The 8,132-nt window shown below is 75.7% G+C and carries 6 protein-coding genes; all 6 read right to left on the bottom strand.

Features of this window, described 5'->3' with window-relative positions:
* Window positions 1–47 precede the first annotated feature (47 nt).
* Window positions 48–2,144: an FUSC family protein gene (locus tag V7793_RS28720; protein ID WP_336011732.1), complete on the bottom strand. Its 2,097-nt coding sequence runs from the start codon at window positions 2,142–2,144 to the stop codon at window positions 48–50.
* A gap of 49 nt (window positions 2,145–2,193) precedes the next feature.
* Window positions 2,194–3,687 carry a CoA-acylating methylmalonate-semialdehyde dehydrogenase gene (locus tag V7793_RS28725; RefSeq protein ID WP_336011734.1) on the bottom strand — a complete coding sequence of 498 codons (1,494 nt, stop codon included), beginning with the start codon at window positions 3,685–3,687 and terminating at the stop codon, window positions 2,194–2,196.
* Between the two features lie 19 nt (window positions 3,688–3,706).
* Entirely contained in the window at window positions 3,707–5,632 is a 1,926-nt protein-coding gene (iolD, locus tag V7793_RS28730) for a 3D-(3,5/4)-trihydroxycyclohexane-1,2-dione acylhydrolase (decyclizing) (RefSeq protein WP_336011736.1), read from the bottom strand.
* Window positions 5,629–6,477 carry a 5-deoxy-glucuronate isomerase gene (gene iolB / locus V7793_RS28735; RefSeq protein ID WP_336011741.1) on the bottom strand — a complete coding sequence of 283 codons (849 nt, stop codon included), beginning with the start codon at window positions 6,475–6,477 and terminating at the stop codon, window positions 5,629–5,631. Before iolB ends, iolD begins: the two co-directional genes overlap by 4 nt.
* A gap of 301 nt (window positions 6,478–6,778) precedes the next feature.
* Window positions 6,779–7,657, bottom strand: coding sequence for a Cgl0159 family (beta/alpha)8-fold protein (locus V7793_RS28740; RefSeq protein WP_336011743.1), 879 nt, complete (start codon window positions 7,655–7,657; stop codon window positions 6,779–6,781).
* The coding region (locus tag V7793_RS28745; protein ID WP_336011747.1) for a PfkB family carbohydrate kinase at window positions 7,654–8,132 on the bottom strand (479 nt) is incomplete at its 5' end. The genes V7793_RS28745 and V7793_RS28740, both read right to left, overlap by 4 nt.

The raw sequence follows: 8,132 nt of genomic DNA on the forward strand, positions 1-8,132 counted from the left end.
GGGCGGCCGGGGCTCTTCGGGGGCGCGCCGTGAAAGACGGCGCGGCCCTATGGTCTGCGCGCGGCGCGGTTGCGGCCGCCCGGGCCCGGGGACAGGGCCGTTGCCAGTTCGTTCAGGGCGTCCAGGAGGAGTTCCGAACCCCGGACGGCCACGCCCTCCTCGCCCTCCTCCGCGCGCCACGCGGCGAGCGCCGCCTGAGGGGCCGTCCAGTCGAGGGGTTTGCGGTCGCGGACGGCCGCGGCGGCGGCCGGCAGGGAGCCGGCCACGGCGGCGGCGAACGAGGCCGCGCCCTTCGACGGTTCGGCGTCCTTCTCCGGCAGGTGGGCCTCCATCAGCAGCGTCGCCCGGCCCATCGTGGCCAGCGCCGACTCCGCCGCCCGCTCCGAGGTGCGCGAGAGCCCGCGGTGCCGCACGGGCTCGGTCAGGGCGCGCCCGGCCATCTCCTCCCAGGCGGTACGGGCGACGCGCGCGTCGAGCAGGGCCTCGCGCACGCGGCGCGGCTTACGTTCGCCGGGTTCGGCGTAGGCGCCCAGCACGGCGAGCGCGTAGTGCCCGTTGGCGGTGAGCCATTCGGCGAGCCGGTCCCGCAGCCGGGGCGTCTCCCAGGTGGGGAAGAGCGCGTAGGCGGCCATCGCCAGCAGCCCGCCGAGCAGGGTGAGGGCGACGCGCGCCTCGACGGTCTGCGACCAGCCCTCCCCCGCGATGCCGAGCAGGAAGACGACGTACGCGGTGATGCACGCGGACGTCACGCTGTAGCCGGTGCGCATCAGCAGGTACATCAGCCCGGCGCACACGACCGACAGTCCGGCGCACACCCACGGCCCGGGGTGCGTGAGGGCCATCAGCACGCCGGCGACGGCCACGCCGACGACCGTCCCCGCGAACCGGGCGACGCCCCGCGAATACGTCTGGCCGAAGTCGGGCCGCATCACCATCACGGAGGTCATGGGCGCCCAGTAGGCGTGCCCCCAGGGCAGGGCGGTGCCGGCGGCGTAGCCGGCCAGGACGACCGCGGCGCTCCGCACGGCGTGCCGCCCGACCGGTGACGACCAGCGCGCCTCGCGCCGCAGCGCCCGCAGCGCGACGGGCACGAGCCGGGGCACGGACGGCCGCAGCAGGTGCCGGTGTTCGTGGGCGCCGCGCGCGGTGGTGCGGCGCACGGGCTGGTCGGTGGCGTCGACCGCGTCGCCGAGCAGGGCCATCAGGCGCAGGGCGGAGCGGCGCGCGGCGCCGTGCAGGACCGGCCCGGTGGCGGGCACGGTGAGGACGGCGGTCGCCTCCTCGGGCAGTTTCACGGGCTTGCCCCACCGGATGGCGCGCGCGACGGCGTCCAGCACGGTCGCCGCCGCGCCCAGCAGGTCCCGCGCGCGGTCCCGTTCGGGCCCCTCGGCGGGGGCGCCGAGGACGGGGTCGGCGAGTGCGGCGAGGACGGGCCGCAGCCGTTCGGCGACGCCGCGCGGCCCGGCCAGCTGGCGGGGCCGGCTGCGGGCCTGGCGGGGGGTCAGTTCGGCGGCCTCGCGGGCGTCTATGAGCGGCTGGGGGTCGAAGCCGGCCTGCGGGTCGTGCCGGAGCCTGCGCGCGTAGTCCGCCTCGGCGGCGAGCGCGTCGGCGAGCGCGTCCCGCTGGACGCCCCAGGGGCGGACGGGCAGGAGCACGATGAGGGCCGCCTGGACGAGCCCGCCGACCGCGATCAGCCCGGCGTGGTGCAGCGCTCCCGTGACGGACGTCGGGAGCGTGACGGTGACGAGCATGACGGCGATCGTCTGCGTGGCGACCAGCCCGGAGACCGGCCCGACCGCCCAGGCCATGCCCGCGAGCAGCGTCCAGACGGTCAGCAGGGTGCCGAAGACGACGGGGTCGAAGGCAGCCACGTAGCCGAGGAAGGTGCTGACGGCGAGGCCGACCGCCACGGCAAGCGCCAGCACCGGGCGGGGCCGCCAGCTCCGCTGGAACGTCACCAGCCCGGCGGAGAACGCGCCGAACGCGGACGACACCGCGAGGGCCGGGGTCCCCAGCCACAGGATGACCCCGACCACGATCGCGACGCCGAGCGCGCCACGGGCGGCGACCACGGGCGTCAGCTTGGTGCGCTCGATCGCCAGCCCGTCGCGCGCGGCCTTCCGCAGCGCACTGGACCAGGTCATGGCCTGAGCTTACGTTCCGGACGATCGCGTTCCGCGCAGCGGGAGGTCCTCAGCGGTGGCTCGGGAAGCCCAGGTCCACGGCGCTGTCGGCCGGGTCGGGCCACCGGGTGGTGACGACCTTGCCGCGCGTGTAGAAGTGGACGCCGTCGTTTCCGTAGATGTGGTGGTCGCCGAAGAGGGAGTCCTTCCAGCCGCCGAAGGAGTGGTAGCCGACCGGCACCGGGATGGGCACGTTGATGCCGACCATCCCCGCCTGGACCTCCAGCTGGAAGCGGCGGGCCGCGCCGCCGTCCCGGGTGAAGACGGCCGTGCCGTTGCCCCACGGCGAGGAGTTGATGAGCGCCAGCCCCTCCTCGTAGGACTCCGCGCGCAGCACGCACAGCACCGGGCCGAAGATCTCGTCGCGGTAGGCGTCGGCCTCGACCGGCACCTTGTCGAGCAGGGACAGCCCGATCCAGTGCCCGTTCTCGTAGCCCTCGACCGTGAAGCCGGTGCCGTCGAGGACGACCTCGGCGCCCTGGGCGGCCGCGCCGTGCACGTAGGAGGCGACCTTGTCGCGGTGGGCCTCGGTGATGAGCGGGCCCATCTCGGAGGCGGGGTCGTCACCCGGCCCGATCTTGATCTTCGCGGCGCGCTCGCGGATCTTCGCCACCAGCTCGTCGCCGGCCGAGCCCACCGCGACGACCGCGGAGACGGCCATGCAGCGCTCGCCGGCCGAGCCGTACGCGGCGGAGACGGCGGCGTCGGCGGCCGCGTCGAGGTCGGCGTCGGGCAGCACCAGCATGTGGTTCTTGGCGCCGCCGAGGGCCTGGACGCGCTTGCCGTGCTCGCCGGCCACCCGGTGGATGTGGCGGGCGATGGGCGTGGAGCCCACGAAGGAGACGGCGGCGACGTCCGGGTGGGTCAGCAGCCGGTCGACGGCCTCCTTGTCGCCGTTGACCACGTTGAGGACGCCCTCGGGCAGCCCGGCCTCGGCGGCCAGCTGGGCCAGCAGGATCGCGGGCGAGGGGTCCTTCTCGCTGGGCTTGAGCACGAAGGTGTTCCCGCAGGCGATGGCCAGCGGGAACATCCACATCGGCACCATCGCCGGGAAGTTGAACGGCGTGATGCCCGCGACGACGCCCAGCGGCTGGCGGATCGCCGCCACGTCCACGCCGCCGGACACCTGGGTCGACAGCTCGCCCTTGAGCTGCGTGGTGATGCCGCACGCCAGCTCGACGATCTCCAGGCCGCGGGCCACCTCGCCGAGGGCGTCGGAGTGCACCTTGCCGTGCTCGGCGGTGATCAGCTCGGCGAGCTCGGCGCGGTGGGCGTCCAGCAGCGCGCGGTAGCGGAAGAGGATCGCGGTGCGGGTGGCCAGGGAGGACGTGCCCCACGTCGCGAAGGCGGCCTTGGCCGCGGCGACGGCGGCGTCCACCTCCTCCGCCGAGGCGAAGGCGACCCGCGTCGTCTGCGCGCCCGTCGCCGGGTCGGTGACCGGCCCGTACGTGCCGGAGGTGCCCTCGACGGCCTTGCCGTCGATCCAGTGGTTGACGGTCTTCATCGGTCGGCCTCTCCTACGGTCAAAGATAGCGGCGGCGGGAGGCGGCGTGGCGCTCGTACTCCTCCCGGGCCCTGCGGGCCGCCGGGCGGGTCGCGGTCCCGGCGACAGGCACATCCCACCACGCCTGGGCAGGGGGCGCGCCCGGCACTGTGTCGGCTGTTTCGGTCTCGACATAGACACATGTGGGGCGCGTGGAGGCGCGTGCCTCGGACAGCGCCTCCCGCAGCTCACCGGCCGTGCGGGCGCGCAGCACGTGCATGCCGAGCGAGGCGGCGTTGGCGGCCAGGTCCACGGGCAGCGGGTCGCCGGTGTACGTGCCGTCCGCGGCGCGGAAGCGGTAGGCGGTGCCGAAGCGCTCGCCGCCGACGGACTCGGACAGGCCGCCGATCGAGGCGTACCCGTGGTTCTGGACGAGCACCACCTTGATGGGGATCCCCTCCTGCACGGCGGTGACCAGCTCCGTCGGCATCATCAGGTACGTGCCGTCGCCGACGAGCGCCCACACCGGGCGGCCGGGCTCGGCCAGGGCGACGCCGATCGCCGCCGGGATCTCGTAGCCCATGCAGGAGTAGCCGTACTCGAGGTGGTACTGGCGGCGGGAGCGGGCGCGCCAGAGCTTGTGCAGGTCGCCGGGGAGGGAGCCGGCGGCGTTGACGACGACGTCGGTGGCGTCGGCGACGGCGTCGAGGGCCCCGAGGACCTGGGCCTGGGTCGGGCGCACGGCGGCGTCCTGCGCGGTGAACGCCCGGGTGACGAGCCGCTCCCAGGCCTGCTTGCCGGCCGTGTACTCCTTCTCGTACGCCTCCGGGACGCGGTGGCCGGCCAGGGCCTCCGCCAGCGCCTCCAGGCCGGTGCGGGCGTCCGCGACGAGCGGCAGCGCGGAGAGCTTGTGGGCGTCGAAGGAGGCGGCGTTGAGGTTGACGAAACGCACGCCCGGCGCGGTGAAGAGGGTGTGCGAGGCGGTGGTGAAGTCGCTGTAGCGGGTGCCCGCGCCGATGACCAGGTCGGCCGTACGGGCCAGGTCGTCGGCGACGGCCGTGCCGGTGTGGCCGATGCCGCCGACGTCCGCCGGGTGGGCGTGGTGCAGGGATCCCTTGCCGGCCTGGGTGGAGGCGACGGGGATGCCGGTCGCGTCGGCGAGGGCGCGCAGCGCGTCCTCGGCCTCGCTGTGGTGGACGCCGCCGCCGGCGATCAGCAGGGGGCGGCGGGCGGCCCGTACCGCCGCCGCGGCCGCGGCCAGTTCGGCCGGGTCGGGGGCGGGGCGGCGCACGTGCCAGACGCGCTCGGCGAAGAACTCCTCCGGCCAGTCGTACGCCTCGGCCTGCACGTCCTGCGGCAGGGCGAGGGTGACGGCGCCGGTCTCGACGGGGTCGGCGAGGACCCGTACGGCCTGCAAGGCGGCCGGAATGAGTGCCTCCGGGCGGGTGACCCGGTCGAAGTACCGGGAGACCGGCCGCAGGCAGTCGTTGACGGACACGTCGCCCGCGCCGGGGTGTTCGAGCTGCTGCAGGACAGGGTCGGCGGGGCGGGTCGCGAAGGTGTCGCCGGGGAGGAGGAGGACGGGGACGCGGTTGACCGTGGCCAGGGCGGCGCCGGTGACGAGGTTGGTGGCGCCGGGGCCGATCGACGTGGTGACGGCGTGCGCGGAGAGCCGGTCGCGGTGGCGGGCGTAGCCGACGGCCGCGTGGACCATGGCCTGTTCGTTGCGGCCCTGGTGGTACGGCATGGCGTCGCCGGACTCCAGCAGCGCCTGCCCGATCCCGGCGACGTTGCCGTGGCCGAAGATGCCCCAGCAGGCGGCGATCAGACGCTGCCGGCGGCCGTCGCGCTCGGTGTACTGGCGGGAGAGGAACTCCACCAGGGCCTGGGCGACGGTGAGGCGGCGGGTGGCCGTCCGGTCGGCGGTGCGGTCGGAGGGCAGGTCGGCGGTGCGGTCGGTCGTCATCGGTTCCCTCCCGGGTGGAGCGGCAGCCGCGGGTCGACGGGCAGGCCCGGCCAGGTCGTACGGATCCAGGCGTGGTCGGGGTGGTCGCGGATGAGCCATGCGCGCTCCGCGCCGGGGCCGGCCATGACGTTGAGGTAGTACATGTCGTGGCCGGGCGCCGCCATGGAGGGGCCGTGCCAGCCGTCGGGGATGAGCACGACGTCTCCCGTACGGACCTCGGCAAGGACGTCGGTGCCCCCGTCGCGCGAGGGCGACACGCGCTGGTAGCCGAGGCCGGGGGTGCCGGAGGGCCCGTCCGCGATCTCGAAGTAGTAGATCTCCTCCAGCTCGGACTCCTCGCCCGGGTGGTGCTCGTCGTGCTTGTGGGGCGGGTAGGAGGACCAGTTCCCGCCGGGGGTGAGGACCTCGACGGCGATGAGCTTGTCGCACGCGAAGACGCCCGCGGCGGCGAAGTTGTTGACCTGGCGCGAACAGGTGCCGGAGCCGCGCAGCTCGACGGGGACGGCCTCGGCGGGGCCGTAGCGGGCGGGCAGGCGGCGCTCGCAGCGGGCCCCGGCGAGCGCGAAGCGGCCTCCGGCCGGGGTGGTGAGGGTGGCGGTGGTGTCGCGGGGGACGTAGGCGAAGTCGGTGGCCGACGCGAAAGGGCTCGCGCGGCCGCGGAGTTCGAAGGAGTCGCCGTCGCCGGTGGTGACGGCGCAGCCGCCGCGGAGGGGGAGCACGATCCACTCGCTGTCACCGGTGGGGAAGGTGTGGGCGCCGCCGGGGGGAAGGGTGAGCACGCGAAGGGCGGAGTGGGCCCAGCCGGCCTGCTCGGGGGTGACGTCCACGTCGTAGGGGTGGGTCATCGGTCGGCCTCCTGACGAGGGTGGGTCCGGCCCGCCGAACAGGTCGTGCGGGGTTGTGCTCCCTTGACTGCCGCCGGGCGGAGCCCCGGGCGGCGGGGGGCCGGGGGCCTGCCCCCGGGAAACAGTGAAAGGGCGGGGCCGGAGCTCTTCCCCCGCCGCGACGGCGAGCAACCCCCGCGTACCGCCCCGGCGGTGCCGGATCCAGCCCCGGCGGCGGGCAGGGCGGGATCCGGCCGGCGAGCCGTCACCCGCCCACGAGCGCACCCCGTCACACCCGGCCGCGCCGCACACCGCGCCCCCGTCACAGCAACCCCACCGCCCTGTCCACCGCTCCCGCCACGTCCCCGTCCGCCGGGTAGAGGAGGGCCCGGCCCGCGACGAGCCCCTGGACGGTCGGCAGGCGCAGCGCCGACCGCCAGCGCTCGTACACCGTGCCCGGGTCGCCCCCGGCATCGCCTCCGAGGAGCACGGCCGGCAGCGTCGACGTCTCCATCACCCGCGCCATGTCCGCGGGGTCGTCCGTGACCGGCACCTTGAGCCAGGTGTAGGCGGACGTGCCCCCCAGCCCGGAGGCGATGGCGATCGCCTTCGTGACGGCTTCGGCGCTCAGGTCGTTGACGACCTTGCCCTCGATGCGCCGGGAGAGGAACGGTTCGACGAAGACCGGCAGCCGGTGTGCCGCCATCGCGTCGACGGCGCGGGCGGCGGCGTGCAGGGTCGTGAGCGATCCGGGGTCGCCGGGGTCGATGCGCAGGAGCAGCTTGCCCGCGTCGAAGCCGAGCGCCGCGAGGTCCTCCGCGCGGGGCCCGGTGAAGCGGTCGTCCATCTCGAAGGCCGCGCCGGCCAGCCCGCCGCGGTTCATGGAGCCGATGACGACCTTGTTCTCCAGCGCGCCGAGCAGCAGCAGGTCGTCCAGGATGTCGGCGGAGGCGAGGACCCCGTCGACGCCGGGCCGCGACAGGGCGAGGCAGAGCCGCTCCAGCAGGTCGGGCCGGGCGGCCATGGCGAGGGGGCGGTCGCCGACGCCGAGGGCGCCGCGCGCGGGGTGGTCCGCCGCGATGATCATCAGGCGCCCGCTGTCGCCGACGAGCGGCCGCCGGGCGCGCCGGGCGGCGGCTTCGGCGATGGCCTCGGGGTGCCGGCTGCGGATACGGGCGAGCTCGGCGATCTGCACGCTCACGGGCGGGGGACCTCCGTACGGGGAGCGGCGGCCTCCACTCCGGAGGAACCGGCTGCGGAGCCGGACGAGCCGGACGAGCCGGGCTCCGGGCCTGAAGCACAGGAGGCGCCGGCCCCGCCGGAAGCCACCGCACCCCCGCCCAGCAGCCCCTCGATCTCCTCCCCCGTCGGCATCGCCGCCGAGCACGACAGCCGCGTGGCCACCAGCGCGCCCGCCGCGTTGGCGTACGTCAGCGTCCGGTCGAGCGGCCAGCCGGCCAGCAGCCCGTGGCACAGGGCGCCGCCGAACGCGTCGCCCGCGCCGAGGCCGTTGACGACCTCCACCTCCACGGGCGGCACTTCCGCCGTCGTCCCGTCGCGGTGGACGGCGAGGACGCCCTCGGGCCCCCGTTTGACCACGGCGAGTTCGACGCCGGCTGCGAGCAGCGCCCGCGCGGCGGCGTGCGGTGCGCGCTCGCCGGTGGCGACCTCGCACT

The organism is Streptomyces sp. KLMMK (assembly GCF_036961605.1).
GTDB classification, from domain to species: Bacteria; Actinomycetota; Actinomycetes; order Streptomycetales; family Streptomycetaceae; genus Streptomyces; species Streptomyces telluris.